Raw genomic sequence first — 26,560 nt, 5'->3', positions numbered from 1 at the left:
CATCCGAACGAAATATGAAAGTGATTCCCATTCAACCGGTACTCAAATAAGTTCTTCACCAGACCATGTGAAGTGGTGAAGGCAAAGAAAAAGCCGCCTCCCGAAGGAGGCGGCTAATGCTTTACGGCTGAATCAGAGAATCAGCTTACTTGATTGCAGACAGCAGATCAGGATTTTGTACAAGGTTTCTTACACCGTGTGCATGATCTTCATCAAATGCATTGCCTTTGCACCATTTGCCAACACTGTCGATGTTAACTTTGGCAACCTGAGGGCGAACACTCCATGAAACCTGGAACGGGGAACCTTTCTCATTGTAACCAGGGCCAGTGGTAGAGCCTTCATACTGTACAGGTGTACCAGTGTTGCTTGGGATGTTTGAAGCCTGATACAGGCCGCCTTTAGTTTTACCGTGTTTGGTCAGATCGCCAAAGTCGAGCGCGTTCTTGTCATTAACCAGTACATAAACCTGTGTTTCCACACGCAGCTGCGGGTTCCCAATGGCTTTGCTCAGGCAAGAACCCAGAGTAGCGCCAGGTTTAACCTGAGCGGTTGAGTGTACGTAGTGAACTTCAATAGTGTCACCTGATGACAGGGCGCCGTGGGCACTGTCACATACTTTACCGTGAGCAGGTTTCATTTCAGCAGCACTCAGGGTGCCGTTGTATTTGTAACCACTCAGATAACCATGGCCATCACCGTTACCTGCATAAGTCGTGAACTCGCCACCTTTATGCTCAGCATTTTTATGGAAGTGGATGTTGCACAGGTTCATTTCTGTGTATGCAGGCGCAGCATTGAAGGCGCGAGCGTTGTTACCGGCTTTTGCATCAATGTCACGAGGGGACTGAGGGCCGAAACCTTCACCCTTTGTACTTTTGGCCAGAGCCGCGCGCTGTTTAGCGATGACTTTGTCAGCAACAGGTCCGTGTGATGCATGTGAATCAGCTTTAGCATGGCTGTCGTGGCCATGGCTACCGGCGATAGCCGGAGAAACCAGCAGACAGCTGGCTGCAATTGCAATAGCAATGCGTTTCATAATTGTTCCTCCCGAATATTTCCCAGTGTTATTAATTCCGGCTGAAATGCCGAAGTGGATGGAATATAGTACAGATTGTTCAATCTGCAAGTTAGTCTGAAGTGGAAATTTTACGCCATCGTTGTGAGGAGAGAGAGATTAATGATTACACGACATGATTTAGACCAGTATTATAAATGGTTACGCCAGTATGGCTATAACGATTCACATTCCGGAAATATCTCGGGGAGAGATGGTGATACTGTGTGGGTTACACCTACAGGTGCCTGTGCAGACACATTGGAGGCCAAAGATTTCATTGCTTGCAAGATTGATGAAGATGCTCCTGATGGTGCATCAGGTGATGCTAATCTGCATCTGGCAGTATATCGACAGAATCCGAAGGCTCAGGCGATAGTGCATTCTCACTGTCCACATGCCGTGGCTCTGACATTGAACGGTGAAGATTTTGTGCCGCCAGATTTTGAAGGCCAGCTCTATTTTCCCAAGGTGCCGGTCATTTCTGTGCCATACGATGTCTATTTTGAGCAGGCGGCGGATAAGGTGGCAGTAAAGCTGGCCGAATATCCGGTCTGCATTGTGCGCGGTCACGGGGTGTATGCCTGGGGTGAAACTTTGAATCTGGCTTATAAATGGACCTGTTCGCTGGAATTGTCGGCAAAAACTGCATTTATTGCCGGACAGGCTGGAGCGATATGATCTCTTTTTTGCTTCCCATACATGCCGGTTGTGCGCTTATTTCCGTCTCACTATTTATCTGGAGGGGATTGGCGATGTGGATCAGGAGGCCATTGAAACATCGTTTTCTGCGTCGCACATTACCGGACTCTGTGGATACGGCATTTCTGCTTACCGGCATAGTCATGGCATTTCTTATGGGAATTTCTCCGCTTGAATCAGACTGGCTGGCTGCCAAGATTGTCGGGCTGCTGACTTATATTGTGCTCGGTGCTGTGGCGCTGAAATACGGACGCCGCGTGTGGATCAAACGCAGCAGTTTTATCGCAGCGCTCTGTGTATTTGCATATGTGGTATCAGTGGCGCGTACGATGGATCCAACACCATTTTTTTAACGGGAGAGTAAAATGGCTTTAGTAGCTTCAATTCATGTGGATTCCGGCTGGGTTTTGCCGGATATGAGCCTGACAGGTGTGAACAGTGAAAGTGTGGCTTTGAAAGATCAGTTGGGTGAAAAGGGTTTGTTGGTCGCCTTTACCTGCAATCACTGCCCCTATGCAATCGCTGTTTGGCCGCGCCTGATTCGCCATGCTGCGAGCTTGAAAAAGATGGGTATCAATACGATTGCGGTGAATCCCAATATTCATCCTGATTATCCGGCGGATGGAATTCCGGCCATGGCAGAGAAAATCGCAGAGTGGGGCATTGATTTCCCATACCTGGCCGATGAAACACAGGATGCGGCGAGAGCCTTTGAAGCTCAGTGCACACCCGATCTGTATTTGTTTGATGGTGAAGGAAAACTCTATTATCACGGCCGTTTTGATGACTATTGGAAGGATGAGAGTAAGGTGACCCGGGAAGAGTTGATGCCTGCAGCCGAATTGCTCGCGGCGGGTGAAAATGCTCCGCAACCTCAACATCCGACCATAGGCTGTTCAATCAAATGGAAAGATGATTGATGCGCAATGCCAGACGTTGCAAAAGGGTGCGGAGCATTGATTTCACACAGACAGGGAGTGGAAAATGAATAAAGTGATGATGTTGATCATCGCCATGATGAGTGCAAACTCAGCGATGGCTGAAAACATGGCGGTTGATGAAAAAACAGCGAATACAATTCGCCAGGCTCTGCCTCAGACAAGCATTGCAAATATCAATAAAACACCGATGAAGGGTGTTTATGAACTTCAGATTGGCAACAGGCTGTTGTATTCAGATGCACAGGGACGCTTCGTGATTCGTGGTGGCGAGATGCTGGATGTGCTGGAGCAGAAAAACCTGACTCGAGCACGACTGGAAGATATCAATCGCGTTGACTGGGCTACGTTGCCATTGGAAAAAGCGATTGTTTCAGGTGACAAAAAAGCCAAAAAGAAACTGGCAATATTTACTGACCCGGATTGTCCGTATTGTAAGGGACTGGAAAAAACTCTTAAAGAGTTGAAAGGCGTAAAGGTTTATACCTTCCTCTATCCGCTTGAACAGTTGCATCCCAGAGCAAAAGCGAAATCCGAGGCTATCTGGTGCAGCAAGAACCGGCATGAAACATTGCAAAAAGTGATGCTGGAGGGTTACAAGGCTAAAGAAGCAACGTGTAAAACACCGATTGCTGATATCGCGGCTCTGGCACGAAAACTGAATATTACAGGCACTCCCGGGCTCATTGCCGGTGATGGCCGTCGCATGAGCGGTGCGCCGAGAACTGCAAAAGAGCTGCAAGACTGGGTGTCGGGTTCGCAATAATTTCAGGATTGCATTTAGAGGGTGCTGTCATAGTGTCACACCCCTGTTTTTGAGAGAGGGTGAATATGCTAAATAAAGTCATGTTGATTGGAAATCTGGGTGCTGATCCGGAAACACGTTTTACGCAGGATGGCACATGTGTCTGTAATCTGCGTCTGGCTACGACTGAGAAGTTTAAAAGCCGTGATGGACAACAGCAGGAGCGTACCGAATGGCATCGTGTCGTGCTGTGGGGTCGTCTGGGCGAAATTGCCAATCAGTATCTGAGCAAGGGTGCGCGTGTGTATATCGAAGGAAAAATTGAAACGCGCAAATGGACCAATAAAGATGGTCAGGACCAGTACACAACTGAAATTCGCGCTAACGAAATGAAGATGCTTGGCGGTGGTGCTGGCGGCGGCGCTCGTTCCGGTGGTGGACAGCCTCAGTCAGCCAATCAGGGCGGCGGCTTCCCGACTCATGGTGGTGGCGGTGCAGCTGCTTCGAAGAGCAACGACCCATTTGCCAATTCACCTGATTTCGGTGATGTGCCAATCGACGATGATATACCATTTTAATTTGGAACTCTTAGCTTTTGTAAGCTAATACTCAACCTGGATAGAACTTATGCCCCTGTTATTCAGGGGCTTTTTTTATATATACTGAATTTTTACTCTATTTATGTGTAAAGGTGTGAGAAGCTTTTTTAGATTCTAAATATTTTTAATTTTGCTGAGTAAGAAAGAAAACCGCCTTGATGAGTGCATTCAGAATGGCATAAAACCTGCTTGTTTTTTGCAATGCAGGATACGAACCAAACAGCTTTGGATAAACAGCATCGAACGGATAATTCGCATGGGACTTTCCGCTATTTCCTCATGACCTTTCTGCCGCTTGCCGTTTTGATTGTAACGATTTCCTATACCATCTATGCCATAGAATATAAGAATAGGATTAAACTTAAGCTCGAGCAGAATCAGAGTATGATCAACTTGCAAGGAGAGGTGATCATGCAGGATTTTACCTCAATTATCTCCGATGTTCTGTTTCTGGCGTCTGACAGTGACTTGAAAGAGGCCTTTGAAGATAAAAATAGTGAACATCTAGTTCAGGCTGCTAACGAGATGAGGAATTTCTCCAACGCAAAAAAAACATATGATCAGATGCGCTTTATCGACAAAACTGGCATGGAACGCATCCGCATCAATTTTGATGGATCACAAGCTGACATCGTACCAAAGAATCAACTGCAATCGAAACGTGATCGTTACTATTTTACGGAATCTAAGAGACTCAAGTTAGGACAAGTTTACATCTCGCCGATGGATCTAAATCTTGAACATGGTGAAGTTGAGTTGCCATACAAGCCGACAATCCGAATTGCCACCCCAGTGGAGAGCAGCAGGGGTGAATTCATGGGCATTCTAATAGTTAACTATTTAGGGCAATTGATGCTGGATCATTTTATCTCGATCCATGCAGAAAATCCTACCCTTTCCCATCTAGTTAACAGTGATGGATTCTGGTTGCACAGCTACCCTCACGGGCAAGAATGGGGTTTTATGCTGGATGATCGAAAAGAACAACGTTTCCAGCGTTATCATGCCCAGCTTGGCAAATTATTAGCAGTAAAGAAAAGGGGTGCATCGAACTGGATCAGGGGATTTATTGCTTTATCTCAGTAGATTTATCGGAGAGAACTTTGCCTGAATACCAATCCTCTGTGCAGCGCTCTAATGTCTGGAAAATTATTTCCTTCGATTCTCGAGCTGAGCTCGATGCTATGCTGGCCAACACTAGAGGTATTATTATCCTCTGGAGTCTTATTTCACTACTTCTCGCGATGATTATAGGCTGGCTTCTTGTAAGAGCTGTCAGCAATAAAAGGAGAGCTGAAGCAGATGCTCAAAGAGCTGAAGCTCGAATGAAGGAATCAGTTAGCATGGCTCTGGACAGTATCATCACCATTGATCATGAAGAACATATTGTTTCATTTAATATCGCTGCTGAAAATACTTTCGGGTTCAATGCCCAAGAAGTCATTGGTAAAAGACTCTCTGAAACTATTATACCTGAAAGGTTTCGTGAGAAGCACTGCAAAGGTATAGTGCATTACCTTCAAAGCGGCAAAGCTCCCTTGCTGGGAAAGAGAATTGAAACAACCGCATTGCACAAGGATGGCCGTGAATTTCCTATTGAGCTATCCCTTATTGTAATCGAAACGGATGAGTATCCGCAGTTTACTGCTTTTATTCGTGATTTGAGTGAACAGAAAAAAGCCAATGAGAAGATTCGTAAACTATCCCAGGCTATTGAGCAGGCAGGCGAATCGATCATTATCACTGACTGTGAAGGCATTATCGAATATGTGAACCCAGCCTTTTGTACTATCACCGGCTATACAGTAGATGAGGTGATTGGCGTCAATCCGAGAATACTTAACAGCGGTGAACAGAATCGCCGCTTCTATCGTGAGATGTGGACAACCATCAAAAAGGGTGAAACCTGGCAAGGAAGGATTGTGGACAAACGCAAAGATGGCTCTGTATTTCCCGCTATCCTAAATATCTCACCGATCTTCGATGAGGATGGAAGAATCAGTCACTTTATAGGCTTGCAACAGAACCTTCAGGAATATGAAGAGTTAGAGGAACGGTTACAGCAATCACAAAAAATGGAGGCAATCGGTACTCTGGTTGGTGGTATCGCACATGATTTTAATAACACACTGGCAGGTATTATCGGCAACCTTTACCTGATTAAAAAAAGAGCCTCAGATCAACCCAACATCTTTGCTAAGGCTGAGGTCATTGAAACCCTTGCTACAAGGGCATCCGAGATGATTAAGCAGTTGATGGCTTTTTCACGGAAAAATATTACCACTAAACAGCAGCTGTATTTACCTTCATTTATCAAGGAAACAGTGAAATTACATGAAGTATCCATTCCTGAAAACATCACACTAAACTATTCAGTCAGCGAAGAAGCAATGTATGTGTATGCAGATGCCAATCAATTGCAACAGATGTTATTCAATCTGGTTAATAACGCACGTGATGCACTTGTAGGCAAAGAAAAGCCGATCATTTCAATAACGTTAAAGAAATATGTCGCTGACAAACTATTTCAAGATAGAAACCCGGAAGCTGAACACACTGAATTTGCATTGATTACCATTGCTGATAATGGCCCTGGTATTGATGCCGATAACCTAGAACGCGTCTTCGAACCATTCTTTACCACCAAAGAAGTGGGAAAAGGAACCGGACTTGGTCTCTCAATGGTATATGGGACTGTTCAATCTCATAAGGGGATTATTGAGCTGCAGTCCAGTCGAAGTGATGGGACCAGCTTTGAGATCTATCTTCCGCTGATTACTGAGGGCACAGATGAAACCGTAACTCCAATTCACATCACAGAGGATATCCATGAGGGTAAAGGAGAAACTATTTTGCTGGTTGATGATGATAATGATCTCATCAATACCGTACGCGAGATACTGGAAAGTCTGAAATACAATATCATTGTTGCAAGCAATGGACGCGAGGCAATCACAGCCTTTTTAACCCATCAGTATAAAATCAAACTTTTGATTCTCGATGTAGTGATGCCTGAACTGGGCGGGGTTGAAACGTTATTGGAGATTCGGAAGATTAGCCCGGAAATAAAATGTATTTTCACCACAGGGTATGACAAATCCAAAGTGCTAGAGTCACATGGCATGGCTGATATCGAAACGGTATTAACCAAACCATATGAGGTTTATGACCTGGCAAGATTGATTAGTGATAAATTGGACTGAAATTAAGCTAATTTGGTTAGCCACGAAGTGTACTGTTAACCCAAGCAAACTATCCTGCCTCTCTAAAGAGATATCTTGAATTTTCTAAATAATCCTGTTGCTCGGTCTCTCTCTATTCAAAGGCATATTGAATAAATACAGCATAGCTAATGGCGAAGTACATACTACGCGATTCAGGTTTGACTATATAATCCTCAAAGCAAATAAAATGGGCTTTCAGTAGGGGATAATGAGGCAAAAAACCGGAGGTGCACAAGGCTTCAGTGGCCTAGGATACTTTGTGGAGACTATACAATGATACTAGCGAAACTGAATGAATCCGTAGTCAGGGTGGGCGGCAATGTTGCCACCTTGCTGATGATTGGTCTGATTGTTTAAGTGGAAATCTCTGTAAGCCAGTTGCTGACCATCTGCCTGCAGAATTGCTGCATGGTTTCCAGATATAGTGCCGTATCCTTGTGCAGCAGTTGGATACCTCCGATACCAAGATGATTGCGCTCGCTCTCACCATGTGCAATCCATGTTTCTATAATGGCTTCAGTCACCTCGACATGGAATTGAAGCCCGTATTGGGCTTTGTTCAGACGAAATGCCTGAGCTGGCACTTCGGGATGGGTAACTACAGGTGTCATCTCATCGGTAAATGAGAAGGTTTCACCATGCCACTGGAATACAGCCATGCCATCCGGCATCTCTTTGAACAGAGGGTCATTTTCTCCTTCGTTCGTGTGATAGACCGGAAACCAGCCCAGTTCACGAACCGGTGAATCGACCACTTCTGCACCGGCAGCTTTGGCGATGATCTGGGCACCGAGGCAAATGCCTAACAGCGGGGTGCCCTTGCTGATCGCCGTGTTGATCCAGTTCAGTTCCGCACGGATATAGTCGGAATTGTCATTGGCCGATTGTGGACCGCCCATAATAATCAAACCGTCATAATCACTATCAGATGCTGGCAAAGCATCACCCTGATCCAGATTGAGTGTAGTCAGATGGTGGCCAACTGCTTCGATGGACTCGCCGATCAGGGCGGGCGGTTCGATGTCCAGGTGTTGAAGGATCAGGAAGTTCATGTGACTAGCATAGCGGACATACAATGTGGTACAAGTCGGCCATGGATATTTCACCCCTGATTAAACGCGTTGCGCGCGGCAAACACGGTTCAGAAAACCTGAGCCGGGATGAAGCCAGGCTGGTGTTTGAACAGCTTCTTTCTCCTGATGCCGATGAGCTGCAGTTGGGTGCATTTCTGATTGCCCAGCGCATGAAGGGTGAAACCAGCGGTGAATTGGCCGGTTTTGTCGAAGCGGCTCGTGCGACGATTGCCGGATACGGTAAAGTAGATGTGCTGAAAGGTGCAGTTGATCTGCCCTGTTATGCAGGCAAACGCAGGGCTGGACATGCTTATTTGGCAGCAGCACTGAAAGCACGTGATGCGGGTATTCCGGTGTTTGTTCACGGGGTAGATCAGATTGAAGGGCGGGTAACTGCCTGGCAGGTGCTGCAGCGGGCAGGGATAAACAGGGCGGGCAACCTTGTTGAAGCTGCTCAGCTGATACAGCGCGATGGTATTGTTTATGCCGACCTGTCCGATCTTAGTCCTGATCTGTTTCGTATTTACAGCTTAAGGTCCAGACTGGGAGTACGCTCTTTCGTGAACACCGTGACTCGCCTGCTCAATCCGATGGGCTGTGAAGGGCAGCTCAATGGTTTTTTTCATACCCCCTATGCCGATTATATGGCTGAGGCTAACGGACTTCTGGGGCAGCTTCGTGCGTTGATATTCATGGGGGCAGAAGGTGAGCCGGAACTGTATGCAGATCGTCAGAAAGTGATAGTGAAACAACAGGGTAAATTGGTGACCCGGCTGACATTTCCTGCATCAGGTTTAGATTACTATCCGCGATTGCCCATGGATGTTCAGACACTTACTGAACAGTCCGTGAGCATGTTGAATGACGTACTCAGCGACAGGGAGTGTGCCGTAGTGCAGCGTATGGATGAAGCATTCTCCTGGGCTGCAACGGGTGTTATGCCAGCCGACTGGAGAGAAGAGGAGATGAAACATGAGTAGAGTTCTGGTTCCATTTACCACCGGAGTAGAAGAGATCGAATTTGTTGCTGTGGTAGATCTGCTCAGACGTGCCGATATTGAGGTCACCACAGCAAGCCTTGATGGCAGCACGGTCACCGGGCGATCGAATATTGTCATCGCCGCCGATGCTATACTGGCTGATGTGATGCATCAGGAGTGGGATATGGTGGTATTACCGGGAGGTTTACCGAACGCGCACCTGCTGCGTGATGATGCCAATGTGCAGGCAGTGGTAGAACGCTTGAGAGCTGAATCCAGATCGATTGCAGCCATATGCGCTGCACCCACAGCGCTGGCGGCTTACGGTATTACCGAGGGAAAACGGGTGACCTCATATCCGGCATGCAGAGGCGAGATGGAACAGTTGCAGCCCTCTTCGGTTTATGTCGATGATGCAGTGGTGGAGGATGATTTCCTGATCACCAGCCGGGGGGCTGGTACCGCAGTGGAATTTGGCCTGCGGCTGATTGCCCGGTTATGTGGTGAGGGTAAGACATTCGAAATCCGCGACTCCATCGTCGCCTGAGTTAAGAGGGGATGCTTCCCCTCCTAGCCTAGGGTTACTGCGGTGCCGCTGACACTGACCATCATCATACTGCCGTCTTTACCGATCACTTCGTAATCAATATCAATGCCGACGATGGCATTGGCTCCCAGTTCGCTTGCACTCTCCTGCATTTCACCAAAAGCGATTTCACGGGCTTTAGCGAGTTCCTTTTCGTATGCGCCCGAGCGGCCACCAACGATATCGCGAATACCTGCAAACATATCGCGAAAAATATTGGCACCGAGAATCGCTTCACCGACAACTACACCTTTGTAATTGCTGATAGTATTGCCTTCAATAGTAGGGGTTGTACTTAATAACATCTGATTCCTCCTGTTTTACTACTTAACGTCCATTCTGCATCCCGGATTTCCACATGTCACAAGCCTGTCACTCTGTTGTATTAGATTAGCCGTAGCTAATAATAACCGAGGTGAATCATGCAGAGAACATGGTTTGAACGTATGCAGATTATCATAGGGTTACTGATCATGGTTGCTCTGATGTTTTTGATGGAACTGGTGTCCCATTAAGAAGCTGTTAGTGATCAGAACAGGCTTTTGCTCTTTTGATTGATTGCAGCTTTTACACCTTCCCTTGTGCAAGAGAGTGTCACAGTGGTGAAGTCCAGCGGCAGCGAAAGTGTTTTGCTCAGGTTCAGGGAGCCACTGAGTGATTTAACGCCATCGGCAATCACCTCATAAGGGATGGCAGCGCAGTTGCCTGAGCCAACCAGAACAAGACGCGCCATTTTACTTTCACTGGCAATCACACCCGGAGTGCCGTGGTCAATTGTGTAAACATATTCACCTGCCATGGCCTGCCCGGTCAGTGGCAGTAGTGCCAGCAGTGATGCGAAAATGGTTTTACGTAACATATAATCTCCTGAATACAGCTGTTTCTGATGGTTGATGAGAGCATGTTAACCAGCTCTCGACAAAGTAACAGTGACAGTTTTCTGTTGGCTATCGACTTTTATCTCGTAGCATTGCCATATGCGATTATCCAAAGAGTTCCGTGATCAGTTTATTCAACATGAGATGCGCACGCACGGGCGCAAAAATGGTTTTGTGACCGACGGTCAGGAGGCGCGCCTGCTCAAGTGGCTGCCTTTGATCGGATTGCCTAAAGATAAAACACTGGCTGAAGCAGATCTGAAGGAAGGCGCTCCGGTTGTAATGGAGATCGGTTTTGGCAATGGTGATTTTCTCGTACACCTGGCTAAAAACCATCCGGACTGGATGCTCATCGGTGTGGAAATTTATCTGCCGGGTGTTGCCAAGGCCGTGGCCCGACTCGAAGATGCAGGTGAGATAGAGCGTTGCCGTATTACCCAGTTGCCGGCCCAGTTTGTACTCACCAATCAGGTGGCTGGAGAACAGCTCGATGGTATTTTTATCAATCATCCTGATCCGTGGCCGAAAGCACGCCATCACAAGCGTCGCATCATTCAGAAGGATTTTGCCGAGCTGATGGTAACACGCCTGAAACCGGGCGGGTTTATCAAACTTGCTTCTGACAAGGCCGATCTGGCTGAGTGGATGCGCGATATTCTCGATGCCACTCCGGGGCTGACCAATGTCGCTGGTGTGGGTGGCTATATCGAGCGCGATGCCGATCGTCCTGAAACCAAGTTTGAACAGCGCGGCATCAAAGCCGGACGCATCAGCCAGTTCTTACACTATGTTAAGGATTGAACTGTATAGCTTTTGAATGGCAGACAACCGCGATCAAAATCCGCGAAACAGTTTCTGAGCCAATTTCTGCTTTGGGAACTAACGCCTTAATAACCGGCGCAGCTTTGCCGCGTCCGGCGTCGTAGGCGCAAAGTTAATTAACTTGGTAGCACTTGGAATCCTGCGCCAATTCATGACCGCAAAATCTTTTCCATAGCTTTTCCCTTGGCAAGCTCATCAATCAACTTGTCGAGGTATCGAATTTTGCGCATCAGAGGGTCTTCGACCTCTTCAACACGAACTCCACAAACAACGCCCTTAATAAGAGATGCGTTGGGATTCATTGCCGGCGCCTCGGCAAAGAATGTGGCTAAGTCATTCTCGCTGCCAACCTGATTCGCCAGGCCATCAGAGTTATAACCAGTGAGCCAACAAATGATTTGGATGACTTCCTCTTCTGTTCTGCTCTTCTTCTCAGCTTTTTGAACATAGAGAGAATATATTTTTGAAAATGCCATAGAGAAAATTTTGTGATCGGACATCTCTTCAGCTCCTGAGTGTGCTAACGCTTGTGCTCACTTGCCGCAAAGGAGCGCAGCGTCAGAGTGGTCAAATGGAACACTTTGTTAGACGACATGGACGGGTTTCTCCGATACTGTGTAACGAATCGGGAATCCCAACTTGACAGCAGGTATATCTTTCAGGATTTGCATGCCGCCTTGAATGAGATGTGGCACAATTGTAACTGGATGGCAGCCATGACTCAGAAAGCGAAACCGAGCAAAAGTCCATTCCCAACCGCGCTCCCGGTATCCGGACGGAGGAGCCATGTACACTGCAAATAGAACCCCGCCAGGCTCAAGTACGCGCCAAATCTCCTGGATAATCGAATTGAAATCCACATCAACACAAAAGTCGAAGAAACAATTCGCGTACACGACGGACACAGTATTATCGGCAGCCGGAATCTTAAAGAATGGCTTCACTTGCGTAGTAAGCGCATCCATTCTCTTTTTCTTGCTATAGTTTCTTGCTTTTCGTTCGTTCCTGTCTGAGAAGCATAGAAGCTCCGTCGTGCCTTGGGCATTCGCCTGCACGAGCAGCGGTATGCCGGCATCGGTGGGCGGGGAGATAATAAGTCTTCTCGGTCCGAGGCGCGCAGAATCCAAGACCTCCTTCTTTCTGGTGTGGTACTCCATCAACCTTACCCAAGCTGAAAAGAACCACGAAATGGAGAAGAAGGATTCCTCAATATTCATAGTGCTTGCGCCCATCGTATTGCGACTCGCCTAACGCTCAAGCTGTGGGGCGCGAGCCGCATCGCGGTGAAGCGTTCCACACGAGCGATTTGTTATGCGTTTTTCTCATTTTTGAGTCGGAAATGGGTGGTATTTAATCAACCCCCATTTGCCGTCTGCTTTTTCAGAACCTCGAGCATCTATTCCAACCAAAAGCCGCTTTGTTTCTTCTTTGCTTGCCCCGATTACTGCAGAAAGTGTATTGATATTTCTCCATTTTTCGGGGAACCGATCATCTTCTAGCATCATCTTCAAAGTGATTTTTCTTTTTTCATCCAGTTCTTTTTGGGGTTTCTCTTTTAATTTGTGAAGAAAGATATTCCCTAACAAAGTGAGTAATGAACCAACAATACCACCGACAATACCGATGATGGCTATCCAGAATTTTGTATCGGATACCACCTGCGATGCTATTTTTGTAGCTAGGGATGATTCATCCATGTTTTTTCCTCACATAACTTATTAATATACGCACGTATCTTTTTGTCGGGTTATTTGCATGATTCCCCTCCATTTCGCGGCAATTCCGGACGGATGTTAATTCAGACTTTCGTAACAGGCTGAATTTAATGGTCTTCTCAAGTGGTATATTGGTCCACCCTTGTTAAGGATCGGTATATTTAATTCGGGAAATCAATATACCTTCAGTCATCCCGCCATCCCAAGGGTAGTGTAGACGAAGATTGCATTTTTTGCGAAAGAGGTTCTGCCTGCCTGATGTTCGACCAGCGAACTGGAAGCTGGTATCTCGTTCAGTCGGAATTATGGTTTCGCGATCTGTTTTGAACTTGCCGGAGATTTCGGGCTACGGAGCCAGTTCCTGCGTTACGTGAAGGCGTAACCATTGCACCAGCGGTGGGATTTGAGGTGTTGCCGTATTCAAATATATGATGAGTATCACGGCTATCAAAGATGGAATTGCCACGATGGCTGCTGTTTTTAATTGAACACGAAGGAGGAGATACAATGAAACTATTTTCAATAGCCTTGGCTATGTTTTTTGCACTGTCGTTGAATGCGGCACCGGCCATGGCTGATTCAAAGAGTAATGACAGCAAGAGCAGCGACAGTCGCAGTAAAGATGACAAAAGCAGTGATGATCGTAGTGATGCCCGCAGTGAATACAAGGGTGACAGGGGTGCCTATGAGCGTAATGGAGTAGATACCAGAGATGTGCGTCGTCCTGAAAACAGGAACCATCCCCCGGTAGATAATAACCAGCCCAGATGGTGGCCATTTTATTAAAATTTGTGAGAGGCTCTGCATTGCAAGGCCTCTTTTTTTGATGATGTAAAACTGACACTGGCATCCTCTATCTTCGGGGTTACAATTGCCTGATGCGTTTTGAACTTAGCGGAGACTTCGAACCACGTGGTGATCAGCCGCAGGCAATTACTGAATTGGTACAGGGTGTGCAGCAGGGAATGCGTCATCAGACGCTGTTGGGTGTTACCGGTTCAGGTAAGACGTATTCCATGGCCTGTGTGATTCAACGCACCCAGAAACCCACACTGATAATGGCACCGAATAAAACACTGGCAGCGCAGTTGTACGGTGAGTTCAAGCAGTTTTTTCCAGACAATGCAGTGGAATATTTCGTATCGTATTACGACTATTATCAGCCTGAAGCCTATGTACCTTCGAGTGATACATTTATCGAGAAGGATTCATCGATCAATGAGCATATCGACCGTATGCGGCATTCGGCAACACGTGCCATGCTGGAGCGCGAAGATGTCATCATTGTTGCCTCTGTTTCATGTATTTACGGCCTTGGAAGTCCTGAAGCCTATGCAGGTATGCTGCTCTATTTCGAAGTGGGCAGGGAGGTGGATCAGCGCGCTGCGGTAAATAAACTCGTTGAGCTGCAATATCAACGCAATGAGATGGACTTTCATCGCGGCACATTCCGTCTGCGCGGTGATGTGCTGGAAGTGTATCCGGCCCATGCTGAAGATTTTGCCATTCGTATAGAGTTTTTTGGCGATGAAATTGATGCGATTTCCCGCTTTGATCCCTTAACCGGAAAGTCCATTGAAAGTCTGCATAAGTATACGGTGTTCCCGAAAAGCCATTTTGTGATGTCACGTGATTCAATGGTGTCCGCCATGGATACAATCAAGGCTGAATTGGCAGAGAGACTGGCCGAGCTGCATGTGCAGAATAAACTGGTGGAAGCGCAAAGACTGGAACAACGTACGATCTATGATCTGGAAATGATTCAGGAAGTAGGATACTGCACTGGTGTGGAGAACTATTCCCGGCATCTTACCGGCAGAGAAGCGGGAGAAGCACCACCGACGCTGCTGGATTACCTGCCCAATAACGCGCTGGTGATGATGGACGAGTCGCATGTCACGGTTCCCCAGATCGGGGGCATGTTCAAAGGTGACCGCTCACGCAAACAGACGCTGGTTGATTTCGGGTTTCGCCTGCCATCGGCGCTGGATAACAGGCCACTGCAATTCCACGAGTTTGAAGCGGTAGTGCCGCAGGCGATTTATGTTTCGGCGACACCGGGCAGTTATGAGATGGAGAAATGCGAAGGGTTGTTTGTTGAACAGATTATTCGCCCGACAGGTCTGGTAGATCCGCTGGTTGAGGTGCGTCCTGCAACCACGCAGGTGGATGATTTTGTTTCGGAAGCCAATGCGGTTATCGGGCGCGGCTTCAGAGTGCTGGCGACCTGCCTGACCAAACGTATGGCAGAAGATTTGAGCGAATACCTGAACAATCTCGATATGAAGGTGCGTTATCTGCATTCGGATATCGATACGGTTGAGCGCATGGAGATTCTGCGTGATCTGCGACTCGGGGTGTTTGATGTACTCATTGGCATTAATCTGCTGCGAGAGGGTCTTGATCTGCCGGAAGTTGCACTGGTGGCTATTTTTGATGCAGATAAAGAGGGCTTTTTACGTTCAGAGCGTTCACTCACCCAGACCATAGGCCGGGCAGCACGCAATGCTGAGGGTTATGTCATTCTGTATGCCGATAAGATGACCAGGTCGATGCAGCTTGCCATGGGTGAGACTGAACGCAGACGTGTTAAACAATTGGCGTATAATGCCGAGCACGGTATTACGCCGGAAACTGTGAAGTCCGAAATCAAGGATATTCTTGGTTCGGTCTATGAGATGGATTACGGACATATTCCTGAGGTTGCAGAGCCTGAGCCGGTTAGTTGGGCTGAGCGAGCACGCAGGCTGTCCGAGCTTGAACGCTTGATGGTGGAAGCAGCGGCCGATCTGCGTTTTGAAGATGCTGCGCAACATCGTGATGAAATATTGAAATTAAAGGAGCAGTCGATTGATGACTGAAATACCCGAGTTAAGCGATAGCCAGATTGAAGCATGGCTTGATGGGCCTGTGGCGGATAAAGGACATGAACTGTTTGAGCAGGGTAGAGTCAATGATCTCGATTTTGATCAATCTCAGGGTTTGTTGTCTGCCAGTGTTCGCGGTGAAGATCGGGTTCCACTGCAGGTGGAGGTTAAATTCGAAGCGGAAGAGTATGCTTCCGGTTCCTGCACCTGCCCGATGGCCTCGGATTGCAAACATGTTGCGGCCACGCTTTATGCCTGGATGGAAGAGCAGGATGAAGATGAAGAGGAAGCAGCAGCAGTTGCCCCGGCTGCGGGCATGTTTGCATTTGGTCAATGGCTGGGCGCGCTGGAAAATGTCAAAGATGGCTCTACCCCGGTTAATGAATACCCGGACAGTGTGAAACAACGTTTACTGTTTATGCTTGAGCCAGATGGCGACCAGGATGTGCGCCTGAATTTGCTCTCTGCCCGCATCCTGAAATCAGGCGGTTATGGTAAGGCTGTTTCCTATGATCCTTCCAATATCCTCAATTATCCGGTGCCACAATATGTTCTGTCTGCCGACGAAAAAATCCTCAGGGATGTGGCGACTGATCGTTCCCTTTCCTCACTGCACGGCTATCGCATCAAGGGGCCGGAAGGTTTAAGTGTTCTCAAACGCATCGTAGCCAGCGGCCGCTGCCACTGGCAAAGCAAGGATAATCCACCGCTTAAGCGCAGTGATAAACGCAGCGGCAACTGGCAGTGGCAGTTGAACAGTCGCGGTGATCAGCATTTAAGCCTGCTCATGCAGCAGGATGAGAAAATCGTACCCACGTCGCCACCATGGTATATCGATACCGCTCAGGCGATGGCTGGCGTGGTTGAGACGGGTCAGCCATCCGATGTTGCGGAAATCCTGCTCAATATTCCTGCTGTTGAACTGGATTGCTCCGATGCGGTAGTAGAAGCTGTCAATAAACAGCTTCCTGATGATGTGCCGGGGCCAGTGCGGCTGAAACATGATTATCGTGATGTGAAACCGATCGTACTGATCAAGCTGAGTTCCAAGAAACTGTCACATCGATGGGGTTATCGTACACCTGATCAGTGTCATCTGGTCGAGTTATGGTTCGATTATGATGGCAGACAGGTGCCGTACAGGCCGGATGCCACATCAACGCGGGTGATTCGTGGTGACAAGGTAATTGATTATAAACGTGACCATGTCACTGAATCAGCAGCTATTGAAGCACTGGGGCGTGCCGGTCTCTATCCGATGCTGGAAGATAAACTGGCTGAACTGTTCGATTTCGAGCAACAGATGTTTACCCTTGAAGATGAAAGCTATTGGCCGGACTGGGTATTGTATGAGGTGCCGCTGTTAAAAGAGGCCGGTTTTATTGTCGATATAAACGATAACTTCTCTTTCAAAGTGGCACAGGCGGCAGCCTGGCAATTGGATCTGGATGAAAGTCCTTCGTCCGGAGGTTCTGGCTTGATGGGGCAGGCCAGTTTCATGGTGACTCTGGAAGACGGGGAAGAGGTGGACCTCATTGCAGCACTTGCCGGTTGGGTTGGCTCTCATCCTGATCTGCTCAAGAAAGAGTCACTGGCGGCTATCAAGGAGAAGCAGAATATTCCTCTACCGCTGGCGGATGGACGTTTGCTTTCAGCGCCGGGCGAAATGATTGCCAGTATTCTGCATTTTATGCTTGATGTATTTGCCGGTGGTGCTGCGGAAACCCCTGTGCTCAGTGCTCCGCAGATGCTGGCGCTGGAAGAGAGCATCAGCCAGTCTGATACACATGTTCAGATCAGCAGTAGCGCCTGGTTGCAACATATGCGCGCTCTGGCCGACATCACTTCAGTGCCGGAATCCGAGCCTCCAAAAGGACTGAAGGCTGAACTGCGCGATTATCAGCGTGAAGGTTTGAGTTGGATGCAGTTTCTGTTGCAGATGAAACTTGCAGGTATCCTGGCTGATGACATGGGACTCGGTAAAACGGTGCAGGCGCTGGCCCATGTTCTGACTGAGAAAGAGCAGGGCAGGCTGGTTCATCCGGCTCTGGTGATTGCACCGACAAGTCTGATGCATAACTGGCGTCGCGAGGCTGAAAAGTTTACACCGGATCTGAAAGTGCTGGTGGTACACGGTCCGACACGTGCTCAGCATTTCAAGAAGCTGGCAGATTTTGATCTGGTATTGACCACCTATCCATTGCTGGCACGCGATTTCGAGGTTTTGGTTGAACAGCCGTGGTATATGTTGATTCTCGATGAAGCGCAGTATATCAAGAATCCGCGCGCCAAAGCTTCGCAACTGGTGAGGAAACTGCAGGCTGAGCACAAGCTTTGTATGACCGGTACACCGATGGAAAATCATCTGGGAGAATTGTGGGCTCAGTTTGATTTTCTTATGCCGGGTTATCTGTTTGATCAACGCGGCTTCACTCGCATGTTCCGCAAACCCATTGAGATTGAAGCGGATGTGGCACGTCAGGAGACACTCAATACACGCATCAGGCCATTCCTGCTCAGGCGCTCCAAAGAACAGGTGGCACTCGAATTGCCAGCCAAGACAGAGATTATCCGTAGTACTGAGCTTGAGGATAAGCAGCGGGAATTGTATGAAAGTGTTCGTCTTGCCATGCAGAAACGGGTGCGCGATGCTGTGACCTCAATGGGGCTGGCACAGAGCCAGATCGTTGTGCTTGATGCGCTGTTGAAGATGCGTCAGGTCTGTTGTGATCCAAGATTGGTGAATGGCTTGCAAGGGGAGCCACCGGCATCAGCCAAGCTGGAGATGCTGCTCGATATGTTGCCGGAAATGATTGAGGAGGGGCGTCGTGTTCTGCTGTTCTCTCAGTTTACCTCCATGCTGGCGCTGATCGAGGCTGAGATGCAGCAACGAAATATCGATTATGTGAAGCTGACGGGTCAAACCAAGGATCGTGAAACACCGATAGAGCGCTTCCAGAATGAAGAAGTGCCGCTATTTCTCATCAGCCTGAAAGCCGGCGGTGTAGGATTGAATCTGACAGCTGCCGATACCGTCATTCATTTTGATCCATGGTGGAATCCGGCTGCTGAAGCACAGGCGACAGACCGTGCGCATCGTATCGGGCAGGATAAGGCTGTGTTTGTGTATAAGCTGATCACGGAAGGTACGGTTGAAGAGAAGATACTTGAACTTCAGGATCGCAAACGGGATCTGGCCAATGGTATTCAAAATAGCGGTGCTACGAGAGCACCGTTATGGACCGCAGAGGATATTGATGGACTATTCAAGCCACTGGCGTGATGAAACAGCCTCGACTTTGTACAAGCAATTACGTACCCTGCGGCGCGTTATAACTGTGAGGTGGTCGTAGTATGGCGAAAGCGATTTTGGCACTGGCGGATGGCCGTATTTTCAGAGGCGAGGCATTGGGCGCCATCGGCAATACCGTCGGTGAAGTTTGCTTTAATACTTCGCTGACCGGTTATCAGGAAATTCTTACTGATCCATCCTATACAGATCAGATTATCACTTTCACTTATCCGCATATTGGCAATGTTGGCGTCAATGAGACCGATATGGAATCTGATGCGATTTCAGTGCGCGGTTGTATTGTGCGCGCTCCAGCCCGCATCACATCGAATTATCGCGCTGAAAAAGATCTGGCAGCGTGGTTGAGCGATAACAGTGTGGTTGGTATCGCAGATATTGATACACGCGCGCTGGTTCGTCATCTGCGTGATCATGGCGCTCAGAATGGTGTCATTGCATCCGATGGTATGAGCGAAGCAGATGCTGTGGCCATGGCGAAAGCCTGGGATGGCCTGGAAGGGCGCGATCTGGTTGGTCAGGTAAGCTGCAAGCAGAAAGGTGAATGGCAGCAGGGCACATATAATCTTGATGCCGCATCTTTCAACTCACCTGCATCCGACAAACATGTCGTTGCCTTCGATTTCGGCTGTAAACGCAACATCTTCCGTAAACTTGCTGATCGTGGTTTGAATGTGACGGTTGTTCCTGCACAAACACCGGCCACTGCCGTGCTGGCTTTGAATCCCGATGGTATCTTCCTGTCCAATGGACCGGGTGATCCGGCTGCTGTTGCTTATGCCGTGGAGACCATTCGTGAACTGCTCGATTCCAACGTGCCGATCTTCGGTATTTGCATGGGGCATCAGCTGCTTTCACAGGCACTGGGTTTGTCCACCTTTAAACTGAAATTCGGTCATCGCGGTGGGAACCATCCGGTGAAAGATCTGACCACAGGCAAGATTGAAATCACCAGTCAGAACCACGGCTTTGCCGTTGCCGATGATAACATTCCTGAAAATGTTGAGATTACACATCGATCCCTGTTTGACGAGACAGTTGAAGGTTTATGCGTGAAGGAAAAAGCGATCTTTTCTGTTCAGTATCATCCGGAAGCCAGTCCGGGCCCACAGGATGCAGACTATCTGTTTGATCGATTTGCCGAGATCATCAAGAGCTGACTATCGAGACTGAAGCCATGCATGCTTCAGTTACTACCGTATAACTTTTGAAACTGGGGTTCCGGCATCAGCACCGGCATAATGACGCCTGTGGCGTGCAGTTTTTCCCATAAAATATCAGCCTTTTCTTTGCTGCCCGGTGCAAAAGTGAAGCGCCAGCTTGGGATTGGTACGATACGTTTCTGATAACGGTATTTTCGCCCCGTATGCTCAAGCCTTTGCTGCATCGCTTCAGCATATTTAGCTTGAAAGAAACGGCCAAGGCCGACCAGAAATACACCCGCTTCATCTGCTTTGATGACAGTAGACTCAATATCGTGTGACTTCCAGATGCGGCTGGCTTCCCATGCCTGTGCTCTGGTTTTGAACAGGATGGCATCGTCAAAGGCGTGCATGGTAACATCTTCCTCTTTTTCAATGCTGATTGGCTCCAGCTTCATGCCTTGCAGGCGGCGGCTAAGCGAATAGACGGCGGCTTTGGATACAACTCTGCGCGTTACAACACGCCACAGGTCTGTCTTAATTTCCGAACCTTGTGAGCCAACGGGTCTGTCAGGAATGGCTGCGCGGATCATGCGGGGATCAGGCGCACTGGCAGGTGCCTGCCAGGCTAGCCAGGCCAGTGCAGTCAACAGGGTAAAGGTAATGATACGTGCCAGTGATTTCATGATTATCCGTTGCAGAAAAGCCTGATCAACTCTGTGGCAGTAGTAAAGTCAAACGGGGTGCATGGAGTGATGTTTTTTTAATCATCTTGTGATAACAGTCTGCTGACCTGCTGACTGAGTTCCGGCACATCCAGCGGTTTGGTCAGAATCAGAGCATTTTCCATAACCTGATCGGGTAATACCTGCTCTTTATCGTAACCGGTTGTATATATAATGGGTGTGTTTGCCTTGATCTGGAGAATTTCTTCCGCCATGGCTACGCCGCCCATGCCGGGCATCACGACATCCGTAAGAACGAGTTGAATCTCATGCTTATGCTGTTTAAACAGGTGGATGGCATCTCTGCCATTACTGGCAGTAAGAACCTTGTAACCCAGGGTTTCAAGAACCTCTTTGTTGGTTTCCAGGACCTGCGCTTCATCATCAGCCAGAAGCAGTAACTCACCATGTCCGGCTGTTTCTATTGCCTGTTCATGTTCAGTGGTGATTTCTGTCATATCCCGGGCCGGAAAATAGAGATGAAAGGTGGTGCCGGTGCCCGGTGTGCTTTCCACTTCGATCGTGCCGCCATGAGTATGCATGGCACCGAACACCATCGACAGGCCAAGCCCACTACCTTTGCCAATATCTTTGGTCGTGAAAAAGGGTTCAAAAATATTATTCAGATTATCTTCCGAGATTCCCATGCCGTTATCGCTAATGCTGATTCGGGCATACGTCTCGGCGCTGAGTTCATGATGCTGCTGCAGAAACTGTTGTGTTGCATGGAATGGTTGCACGGACACAGTAATTGCAGGGTTTTCAGTATTTTCAACCGCATCACGGGCATTGTTCAGTAGATTCATCAGAATCTGTTGTAACTGCGTTGCATCACCGAGAATAGCCAGAGGTTCTTCCGTAATCCGGGTTGTGAGTGAAATGTTTTCGGAGATGCTTGAGCTTGAAAGGCTTAGTGAGTCCCTGATGAAAGAGGTCAGTGAAATGGTATCCATCTGTACAGATGCCTGGCGGGAAAATGCGAGCAGCTGTGAAATCATATTGGCCGCTGAGAAGGCCAGTGACTCCAGCTTCTCCACTTTATCAGTAATCATCTCATTATCAGCAGCCCGTTTTTTGATCAGGTACATATTCCCGGTCATAGCCCCGAGGATATTATTGAAATCATGGGCTATGCCGCCAACGAGAGTGCCGAGTGACTCCATTTTCTGGGATTGGCGCAACTGCTCTTCCAGTTGATTCTGTTCACTCATATCCTGTTGAATAGCGACAAAGTGGGTGATTTCATCACCAGCATAAATGGCTGCAATATTCATCATGACTGGATAGAGAGAGCCATCTTTTTTGCGATCTGTGAGCATACCTTCCCAGCTTTCCCCTGAGAGAATGGATTCCCACATCTGCGTATAGAATGCTTTGTTCTGTCTGCCACTACTCAGGATGCCGGGCGATTTGCCTATGATTTCATCACGACTGAATCCAGTCATATGTGAGAAAGCCGGATTTACATATTCGATAATGCCATCGCGGTTGGTAATGATGATGGATTCACCAGCCTGTTCAATGGCCTGGGAGAGCTTCCTGAGCGAATTTTCCCGATTCTCAATCTCGTGAATCATGGTATTAAACGAAGTACTCAGGTCATCAATTTCACGATAAGCGGAAGTATGGACTTCGTGTCTGTAGTCCCCCTGCGTGGCGCGTTTAACTACTTGGGCCAGATCTGAGATCGGACTGAGCAAACGTTTGGTAAACAGCAGGCTGATCAGGCCAAATATTACGTGCAATAGTACAACGATAAGGGTTAGTGCTGTGAGTGAAGATATGATTGGTGAGATGATGGTGCTGGATGGAATCTCGGAAATAAGCCCCCAATGCAGTCCCCGCACCAGGGTTGCAATGCCAAACACATTATTACCTTCAAATCCCTCGTAAACCTCAGGTTTATGCCAGTCTTTGCCTGCCAGAAGAGAGCGCACTATTGCTTTATCTGAGAGCAGGTCACCTTGCTGATGCCGGGTTTCAGATAGATGTGTGAGCAGGGAGCCGCGGCCATCAACAAGGTAAACCATGGAATTATGATCAGCTACTTTGGAACGAATGTGATGCCAGAAGTCATTAATATTGATGGTGCTGATCATTACCCCGCTAACATCGCTGCCGGTGACAATCGGCACAGCAATCATGAACTCATAATGGTTGTCTGATAAAAGTCCAGGTGAACCGATATAAGTCCGGTTAAACATTGGAATGGCAAACGCAGGCGAGTCCTTGTCAATATGTGCCGGAGTGTGTTTACCCCGATGGCTGGAAATGATGATGTTGGCATGCCGGTCATAGAGTGTGGTTGTATTTATCATCGATTCACGCCGGATGATTTTTTGAATCAGTTTCCGGGTGAGATCAAGCTTGTCGCCATCACGCATGAAGTAGGAGATTGGATCGGACTTATTGAGCAGTACGGAGACAAGACGTTCCGTTTCAAGACGAAGGTGTATTTCCATCTCTTTGTGGAACAACTCCTCTTCCAACATCGCACGATCAAGCAGCAGGCTATGGGCCTGCTGGGATAACCATGGCGAAAGCGCCAGGGCAGGCAGCAGGGAGGCCAGGAAAATAAGGCCGTACCAGGCTGCCTTTAGCGGTAATTTTTTGGCAGAAAACAAGTCAGCTCACTTCGTCGCAGAAAAAGGTTTTACGCATGCCCATCCAGCTATTGCCCTGAAGCCTTCAGAATGAATCGCTGCTCGGTGTAATCAGAAAGGTTTTCCGGGATATCCGGCCACAGGCCCATTTCAACCATTACATCGGCCATGGCTCGAACGCGCTCATCGCTTGGGATCATATCGGTATAATCGATCCAGTCGGGTGGATCGGTTAAAACCTGTTCAAACACTGCAGCACTGGAGCCAGTATAATCTTCGCCCATGACTGCCGCTTCGTGCGGATTGTTTTCAATATACATGCCGCCTTTCTTCAATGCATGAATCAGCTCCTGTGCCTGATCCGGGTGGTCGTGGATGAAGGTGTCGGATGCGAGGAATACATGGTCCAGATGGTCTTTCCATATCTTTGGTGAGATAGAAGCCATCCAGCCCACACCGAGCGAAATCGATTTGTTACCTTCCGGTTCACCGACGACAAACCCGTCAATTTCTCCGCGCTGGAGTGAGGTGATCATGTCACGTGGTGGCATACCAACCACTTTTATCTTTTTACAATCAACACCGTGCTGCTTGAGTGCAAGATAGAGCAGCACATGGTGCTGAGAGTAAAGATGGGGAACAGCCAGTATCGCTTGCTGGTTTTTCAATTCAGCAATGCTTTTATACTTATTGGCAAGTACAAAGCCATTGCCATTACGATCTGCCATCAGAACAATTTTTGCAGGCAGGCCTTCACGGATCATGTTCATGGCCAGAGGAGATAAAATGAATGTGCCGGCTAACTTGCCGCTTTTCATATCATTAATGACATCGTTCCAGTCATGGTTTTGAATGGTTTTTAAACGAAATGATTTCAAATCATCCTGATACAGGTTTTCAACAACTGCCAGGGAGAGGTGTCCACCGCAGATCAGCCGCCCGATTTTCACTTCGGGTTTGCCGGTATCGGTTTCTTCCGGCTCATTGCTGCAGCCTGTAAGAAACAGACCAATCAAAATGAGAAGCAGCGATGGGACTGATTTTTTCATGGTTCCTCCATGCAGAGTGATGAATGTTATCCATGCCTAGTGCACGGGTCTCGAACTGCCATTGATGCGACAGAAAGGGATTGAAATATTAAGCATAATCCATGCCGTATTTGGAAATAGCTTGTTTGCTATGTGTCAGAGTATCGTTATTGGCTGTTCTAACGCATTTACCGATAGACTAAGCTGTAATAGTCGGCATGATTCCATTCCGCACTAGTGTTACAGTGTTGCTTTATTTGCAGACTGATTGAAGGGGTTGCCAAGTGGATATTGCTGATATCATGCAGAAGATAAGCATCTGGGCGCTGCCGGTATTGCTTGCCATTGTCCTGCATGAGGTTGCCCATGGTTGGGTTGCCGACAAACTGGGTGATAATACCGCCCGCTTTATGGGGCGTTTGACCCTCAATCCGATCAAACATATTGATCCAATTGGTACTATTGCGATTCCTCTGGTGCTGGTTGTGCTGGGCTCACCATTTCTGTTCGGTTACGCTAAACCGGTCCCCGTTGATTTCAGGAAATTGGGTAACCCCAAAAGGGATATGATCTGGGTGGCTCTGGCTGGACCTGCTACCAATCTGGTTCTGGCCGTAGTATCTGCTCTGGTATTGATGGTGGTAGTCAATATGCCGGCATCCATGATGTGGGCTGCTGAGCCATTGGCACTGATGTGTCAGGCATCCATTATTTTCAATATGGTTCTGTGCATCTTTAATCTTCTTCCTCTGCCGCCTCTGGATGGTGGACGTATTGCCGTGGGCGTATTGCCTGGTCCAATGGCCTGGCAGTTATCGCGTCTTGAGCCTTACGGCATGATCATCGTCATTGCACTGTTGATGCTTGGTTTTTTTCAGGCCGTGATTGGCCCGATGGTTTCAGCCAGTGCGGGGTTCCTGATTAATATGGCTCTGCCTTACTAGCATCCTGAGAAAGCCGCTTCACTGACCCGATACAGAACGCAGGCTGTATGCCTCAAAAGCAACTGCTGACTGAGGTATATGATACAGGCTGCCTACAGTGCCGTCATCACAGGTGCATGCTGGAAGGCCCTGAGCAACTTCATGTTCACTTTCCACTTCGGCTTCATCTCCCGGACATGGTCCGAGCATATCGCCATGATTCAAATGCGCATGAATGGCGGGGTCTCCGACGCGAATAGTATGCATGTTCTGATGGTTACCCGGCGGGATATGACAAATCACATTATTTGATGCTTCTCCAGCAGTACTGCAGTCACAGAAACCTGAAGCTTCATCAGCATAAACAGCATTGCTGATCAGCACAGTGACAGCAAACCAGATAAGCGTAACAGCCAGACTCAGTATCAAATTGTGTTTGCGAATAAACGCTTTCATCACAACCTCCATGGTTCATCGGTTTTATGCGCTTCATAATGATAAGGCTTTATGCCAAAAGGGTCTGTGGCATATATCACTTATTCTTTCGTGCCTGTTCATTCGTGTTAACCAGGCATCGAAGAAACAGAGATGTGACAGATTTTCAGGTGAAAGACGACCAAACCAGACTTGCGTATGAGTTCAG

At 48.1% G+C, this 26,560-nt stretch carries 26 protein-coding genes; 15 read left to right on the top strand and 11 right to left on the bottom strand.

Annotated elements, in window-relative coordinates; all coding sequences use genetic code 11:
- Positions 1 to 145 precede the first annotated feature (145 nt).
- Positions 146 to 1,039 (bottom strand): delta-class carbonic anhydrase, encoded by an 894-nt coding sequence (locus tag MMIC_RS02125; RefSeq protein ID WP_072658664.1) that lies wholly within the window; start codon positions 1,037 to 1,039, stop codon positions 146 to 148.
- Between the two features lie 141 nt (positions 1,040 to 1,180).
- Between MMIC_RS02125 and MMIC_RS02120 the strand changes: the two genes are divergently transcribed.
- The 7 genes from MMIC_RS02120 to MMIC_RS02090 all read left to right on the top strand — a co-directional run bounded on the left by MMIC_RS02120 (position 1,181) and on the right by MMIC_RS02090 (position 7,244).
- Positions 1,181 to 1,738 (top strand): class II aldolase/adducin family protein, encoded by a 558-nt coding sequence (locus MMIC_RS02120; protein ID WP_072658663.1) that lies wholly within the window; start codon positions 1,181 to 1,183, stop codon positions 1,736 to 1,738.
- Entirely contained in the window at positions 1,735 to 2,112 is a 378-nt protein-coding gene (locus MMIC_RS02115) for a SirB2 family protein (protein ID WP_072658662.1), read from the top strand. The genes MMIC_RS02120 and MMIC_RS02115 overlap by 4 nt, the downstream gene beginning before the upstream one ends.
- A 12-nt stretch (positions 2,113 to 2,124) precedes the next feature.
- Positions 2,125 to 2,679, top strand: a complete 555-nt coding sequence (locus tag MMIC_RS02110) for a thioredoxin family protein (RefSeq protein ID WP_072658661.1) — start codon at positions 2,125 to 2,127, stop codon at positions 2,677 to 2,679.
- Between the two features lie 64 nt (positions 2,680 to 2,743).
- Entirely contained in the window at positions 2,744 to 3,463 is a 720-nt protein-coding gene (locus MMIC_RS02105) for a DsbC family protein (protein ID WP_072658660.1), read from the top strand.
- 65 nt (positions 3,464 to 3,528) lie between these two features.
- Positions 3,529 to 4,020, top strand: a complete 492-nt coding sequence (locus tag MMIC_RS02100; RefSeq protein ID WP_072658659.1) for a single-stranded DNA-binding protein — start codon at positions 3,529 to 3,531, stop codon at positions 4,018 to 4,020.
- A 210-nt stretch (positions 4,021 to 4,230) separates the two neighbouring features.
- Positions 4,231 to 5,127 carry a PDC sensor domain-containing protein gene (locus MMIC_RS02095; RefSeq protein WP_143144843.1) on the top strand — a complete coding sequence of 299 codons (897 nt, stop codon included), beginning with the start codon at positions 4,231 to 4,233 and terminating at the stop codon, positions 5,125 to 5,127.
- 17 nt (positions 5,128 to 5,144) lie between these two features.
- Complete coding sequence (locus MMIC_RS02090; protein ID WP_072658657.1) at positions 5,145 to 7,244, top strand: hybrid sensor histidine kinase/response regulator; 2,100 nt, start codon at positions 5,145 to 5,147, stop codon at positions 7,242 to 7,244.
- A 374-nt stretch (positions 7,245 to 7,618) separates the two neighbouring features.
- Here MMIC_RS02090 and MMIC_RS02085 read toward each other — a convergent pair whose 3' ends face one another.
- A complete protein-coding gene (locus MMIC_RS02085) occupies positions 7,619 to 8,317 on the bottom strand; it encodes a type 1 glutamine amidotransferase (protein WP_072658717.1) in 699 nt (232 codons plus the stop codon).
- A 41-nt stretch (positions 8,318 to 8,358) separates the two neighbouring features.
- Here MMIC_RS02085 and MMIC_RS02080 point away from each other — a divergent pair, with 41 nt between their 5' ends.
- Together MMIC_RS02080 and MMIC_RS02075 are read left to right on the top strand one after the other, a co-directional pair.
- On the top strand, positions 8,359 to 9,318 hold the full coding sequence (locus MMIC_RS02080; protein ID WP_072658716.1) for an anthranilate phosphoribosyltransferase: 960 nt from the start codon (positions 8,359 to 8,361) through the stop codon (positions 9,316 to 9,318).
- Positions 9,311 to 9,865 carry a DJ-1 family glyoxalase III gene (locus tag MMIC_RS02075; RefSeq protein ID WP_072658656.1) on the top strand — a complete coding sequence of 185 codons (555 nt, stop codon included), beginning with the start codon at positions 9,311 to 9,313 and terminating at the stop codon, positions 9,863 to 9,865. Before MMIC_RS02080 ends, MMIC_RS02075 begins: the two co-directional genes overlap by 8 nt.
- A 23-nt stretch (positions 9,866 to 9,888) precedes the next feature.
- On the opposite strand, the gene MMIC_RS02070 is transcribed toward MMIC_RS02075, so the two are convergent.
- Both MMIC_RS02070 and MMIC_RS02065 read right to left on the bottom strand, forming a co-directional pair.
- The gene (locus MMIC_RS02070; RefSeq protein WP_072658655.1) at positions 9,889 to 10,209 is read right to left on the bottom strand and encodes a heavy metal-binding domain-containing protein; all 321 of its coding nucleotides are present in this window, start codon (positions 10,207 to 10,209) and stop codon (positions 9,889 to 9,891) included.
- A gap of 224 nt (positions 10,210 to 10,433) precedes the next feature.
- Positions 10,434 to 10,763 carry a hypothetical protein gene (locus MMIC_RS02065; RefSeq protein ID WP_072658654.1) on the bottom strand — a complete coding sequence of 110 codons (330 nt, stop codon included), beginning with the start codon at positions 10,761 to 10,763 and terminating at the stop codon, positions 10,434 to 10,436.
- A gap of 118 nt (positions 10,764 to 10,881) precedes the next feature.
- On the opposite strand from MMIC_RS02065, the gene trmB reads away from it, so the two are divergent.
- On the top strand, positions 10,882 to 11,583 hold the full coding sequence (trmB, locus tag MMIC_RS02060) for a tRNA (guanosine(46)-N7)-methyltransferase TrmB (protein ID WP_072658653.1): 702 nt from the start codon (positions 10,882 to 10,884) through the stop codon (positions 11,581 to 11,583).
- 170 nt (positions 11,584 to 11,753) lie between these two features.
- Here trmB and MMIC_RS02055 read toward each other — a convergent pair whose 3' ends face one another.
- The 3 genes from MMIC_RS02055 to MMIC_RS02045 all read right to left on the bottom strand — a co-directional run bounded on the left by MMIC_RS02055 (position 11,754) and on the right by MMIC_RS02045 (position 13,301).
- Positions 11,754 to 12,104: a DUF2200 domain-containing protein gene (locus tag MMIC_RS02055; RefSeq protein WP_072658652.1), complete on the bottom strand. Its 351-nt coding sequence runs from the start codon at positions 12,102 to 12,104 to the stop codon at positions 11,754 to 11,756.
- Positions 12,105 to 12,188: 84 nt separating this feature from the next.
- Entirely contained in the window at positions 12,189 to 12,821 is a 633-nt protein-coding gene (locus MMIC_RS02050; RefSeq protein WP_171966433.1) for a methyltransferase domain-containing protein, read from the bottom strand.
- Positions 12,822 to 12,926: 105 nt separating this feature from the next.
- Positions 12,927 to 13,301 (bottom strand): hypothetical protein, encoded by a 375-nt coding sequence (locus MMIC_RS02045; RefSeq protein WP_072658650.1) that lies wholly within the window; start codon positions 13,299 to 13,301, stop codon positions 12,927 to 12,929.
- Positions 13,302 to 13,826: 525 nt separating this feature from the next.
- On the opposite strand from MMIC_RS02045, the gene MMIC_RS02040 reads away from it, so the two are divergent.
- The 4 genes from MMIC_RS02040 (at position 13,827) to carA (ending at position 20,656) form a co-directional block, all read left to right on the top strand.
- A complete protein-coding gene (locus MMIC_RS02040) occupies positions 13,827 to 14,105 on the top strand; it encodes a hypothetical protein (RefSeq protein ID WP_072658649.1) in 279 nt (92 codons plus the stop codon).
- A 92-nt stretch (positions 14,106 to 14,197) separates the two neighbouring features.
- Positions 14,198 to 16,180 (top strand): excinuclease ABC subunit UvrB, encoded by a 1,983-nt coding sequence (gene uvrB / locus MMIC_RS02035; RefSeq protein ID WP_072658648.1) that lies wholly within the window; start codon positions 14,198 to 14,200, stop codon positions 16,178 to 16,180.
- Positions 16,173 to 19,469 carry a DEAD/DEAH box helicase gene (locus tag MMIC_RS02030; RefSeq protein ID WP_072658647.1) on the top strand — a complete coding sequence of 1,099 codons (3,297 nt, stop codon included), beginning with the start codon at positions 16,173 to 16,175 and terminating at the stop codon, positions 19,467 to 19,469. The genes uvrB and MMIC_RS02030 overlap by 8 nt, the downstream gene beginning before the upstream one ends.
- A gap of 71 nt (positions 19,470 to 19,540) precedes the next feature.
- A complete protein-coding gene (gene carA / locus MMIC_RS02025) occupies positions 19,541 to 20,656 on the top strand; it encodes a glutamine-hydrolyzing carbamoyl-phosphate synthase small subunit (protein WP_072658646.1) in 1,116 nt (371 codons plus the stop codon).
- A gap of 26 nt (positions 20,657 to 20,682) precedes the next feature.
- On the opposite strand, the gene MMIC_RS02020 is transcribed toward carA, so the two are convergent.
- From MMIC_RS02020 to MMIC_RS02010, 3 genes are all read right to left on the bottom strand, one after another.
- A complete protein-coding gene (locus tag MMIC_RS02020; RefSeq protein ID WP_072658645.1) occupies positions 20,683 to 21,324 on the bottom strand; it encodes a hypothetical protein in 642 nt (213 codons plus the stop codon).
- Between the two features lie 77 nt (positions 21,325 to 21,401).
- Entirely contained in the window at positions 21,402 to 23,987 is a 2,586-nt protein-coding gene (locus MMIC_RS02015; protein ID WP_072658644.1) for a hybrid sensor histidine kinase/response regulator, read from the bottom strand.
- Positions 23,988 to 24,034: 47 nt separating this feature from the next.
- The gene (locus MMIC_RS02010; protein WP_072658643.1) at positions 24,035 to 25,015 is read right to left on the bottom strand and encodes an ABC transporter substrate-binding protein; all 981 of its coding nucleotides are present in this window, start codon (positions 25,013 to 25,015) and stop codon (positions 24,035 to 24,037) included.
- 263 nt (positions 25,016 to 25,278) lie between these two features.
- Between MMIC_RS02010 and MMIC_RS02005 the strand changes: the two genes are divergently transcribed.
- Positions 25,279 to 25,938 carry a site-2 protease family protein gene (locus MMIC_RS02005; RefSeq protein WP_083530392.1) on the top strand — a complete coding sequence of 220 codons (660 nt, stop codon included), beginning with the start codon at positions 25,279 to 25,281 and terminating at the stop codon, positions 25,936 to 25,938.
- Between the two features lie 18 nt (positions 25,939 to 25,956).
- On the opposite strand, the gene MMIC_RS02000 is transcribed toward MMIC_RS02005, so the two are convergent.
- The gene (locus MMIC_RS02000) at positions 25,957 to 26,373 is read right to left on the bottom strand and encodes a hypothetical protein (RefSeq protein WP_072658642.1); all 417 of its coding nucleotides are present in this window, start codon (positions 26,371 to 26,373) and stop codon (positions 25,957 to 25,959) included.
- Positions 26,374 to 26,560 lie beyond the last annotated feature (187 nt).

Origin of the sequence: Mariprofundus micogutta, assembly GCF_001895085.1 — a bacterium.
Classification (GTDB): Bacteria; Pseudomonadota; Zetaproteobacteria; order Mariprofundales; family Mariprofundaceae; genus Mariprofundus; species Mariprofundus micogutta.
The sequence above is the reverse complement of the archived record's forward strand: the minus strand, read 5'-3'. Positions and strand labels throughout refer to the sequence as shown.

What these genes read in the sequence shown, in the direction of transcription:
- MMIC_RS02125 (WP_072658664.1), bottom strand. Translation starts at nt 1,039, where the DNA reads ATGAAACGCATTGCTATTGCAATTGCAGCCAGCTGTCTGCTGGTTTCT.
- MMIC_RS02120 (WP_072658663.1), top strand. Translation starts at nt 1,181, where the DNA reads ATGATTACACGACATGATTTAGACCAGTATTATAAATGGTTACGCCAG.
- MMIC_RS02115 (WP_072658662.1), top strand. Translation starts at nt 1,735, where the DNA reads ATGATCTCTTTTTTGCTTCCCATACATGCCGGTTGTGCGCTTATTTCC.
- MMIC_RS02110 (WP_072658661.1), top strand. Translation starts at nt 2,125, where the DNA reads ATGGCTTTAGTAGCTTCAATTCATGTGGATTCCGGCTGGGTTTTGCCG.
- MMIC_RS02105 (WP_072658660.1), top strand. Translation starts at nt 2,744, where the DNA reads ATGAATAAAGTGATGATGTTGATCATCGCCATGATGAGTGCAAACTCA.
- MMIC_RS02100 (WP_072658659.1), top strand. Translation starts at nt 3,529, where the DNA reads ATGCTAAATAAAGTCATGTTGATTGGAAATCTGGGTGCTGATCCGGAA.
- MMIC_RS02085 (WP_072658717.1), bottom strand. Translation starts at nt 8,317, where the DNA reads ATGAACTTCCTGATCCTTCAACACCTGGACATCGAACCGCCCGCCCTG.
- MMIC_RS02080 (WP_072658716.1), top strand. Translation starts at nt 8,359, where the DNA reads ATGGATATTTCACCCCTGATTAAACGCGTTGCGCGCGGCAAACACGGT.
- MMIC_RS02075 (WP_072658656.1), top strand. Translation starts at nt 9,311, where the DNA reads ATGAGTAGAGTTCTGGTTCCATTTACCACCGGAGTAGAAGAGATCGAA.
- MMIC_RS02070 (WP_072658655.1), bottom strand. Translation starts at nt 10,209, where the DNA reads ATGTTATTAAGTACAACCCCTACTATTGAAGGCAATACTATCAGCAAT.
- MMIC_RS02065 (WP_072658654.1), bottom strand. Translation starts at nt 10,763, where the DNA reads ATGTTACGTAAAACCATTTTCGCATCACTGCTGGCACTACTGCCACTG.
- trmB (WP_072658653.1), top strand. Translation starts at nt 10,882, where the DNA reads ATGCGATTATCCAAAGAGTTCCGTGATCAGTTTATTCAACATGAGATG.
- MMIC_RS02055 (WP_072658652.1), bottom strand. Translation starts at nt 12,104, where the DNA reads ATGTCCGATCACAAAATTTTCTCTATGGCATTTTCAAAAATATATTCT.
- MMIC_RS02050 (WP_171966433.1), bottom strand. Translation starts at nt 12,821, where the DNA reads ATGAATATTGAGGAATCCTTCTTCTCCATTTCGTGGTTCTTTTCAGCT.
- MMIC_RS02045 (WP_072658650.1), bottom strand. Translation starts at nt 13,301, where the DNA reads ATGGATGAATCATCCCTAGCTACAAAAATAGCATCGCAGGTGGTATCC.
- MMIC_RS02040 (WP_072658649.1), top strand. Translation starts at nt 13,827, where the DNA reads ATGAAACTATTTTCAATAGCCTTGGCTATGTTTTTTGCACTGTCGTTG.
- uvrB (WP_072658648.1), top strand. Translation starts at nt 14,198, where the DNA reads ATGCGTTTTGAACTTAGCGGAGACTTCGAACCACGTGGTGATCAGCCG.
- MMIC_RS02030 (WP_072658647.1), top strand. Translation starts at nt 16,173, where the DNA reads ATGACTGAAATACCCGAGTTAAGCGATAGCCAGATTGAAGCATGGCTT.
- carA (WP_072658646.1), top strand. Translation starts at nt 19,541, where the DNA reads ATGGCGAAAGCGATTTTGGCACTGGCGGATGGCCGTATTTTCAGAGGC.
- MMIC_RS02020 (WP_072658645.1), bottom strand. Translation starts at nt 21,324, where the DNA reads ATGAAATCACTGGCACGTATCATTACCTTTACCCTGTTGACTGCACTG.
- MMIC_RS02010 (WP_072658643.1), bottom strand. Translation starts at nt 25,015, where the DNA reads ATGAAAAAATCAGTCCCATCGCTGCTTCTCATTTTGATTGGTCTGTTT.
- MMIC_RS02000 (WP_072658642.1), bottom strand. Translation starts at nt 26,373, where the DNA reads ATGAAAGCGTTTATTCGCAAACACAATTTGATACTGAGTCTGGCTGTT.